At 45.9% G+C, this 233-nt stretch carries 1 protein-coding gene; it reads right to left on the bottom strand.

The window, feature by feature from the left end:
- The coding region (locus CWB98_RS23710) for a hypothetical protein (protein WP_138546996.1) at positions 1 to 233 on the bottom strand (233 nt) is incomplete at both ends.

The following is a 233-nucleotide window of genomic DNA, read 5'->3' as shown; positions in this document are numbered from 1 at the left end:
CCAATGGCATCTTTTTTGGCAACGCCTATATCAATCAACTTTTGTGCGGCATTGATCATGGTTTGAGTGGATGAGGGGCCAGGTTTACCAATCTCAAAGCGAATATCAGGTAAGAACACCGCGTAACCGTTCGATGTAAACATCGGGAAGTTAGGGCGATGGTTAAGCTCCATTTTTGGGAAGTCGTAACGTCGCTGGCTCATATAGCGGTAAAAGTAGATAACCACAGGCAC

This window comes from Pseudoalteromonas rubra, from assembly GCF_005887115.1.
Lineage (GTDB): Bacteria > Pseudomonadota > Gammaproteobacteria > Enterobacterales > Alteromonadaceae > Pseudoalteromonas > Pseudoalteromonas rubra_F.
The sequence above is the reverse complement of the archived record's forward strand: the minus strand, read 5'-3'. Positions and strand labels throughout refer to the sequence as shown.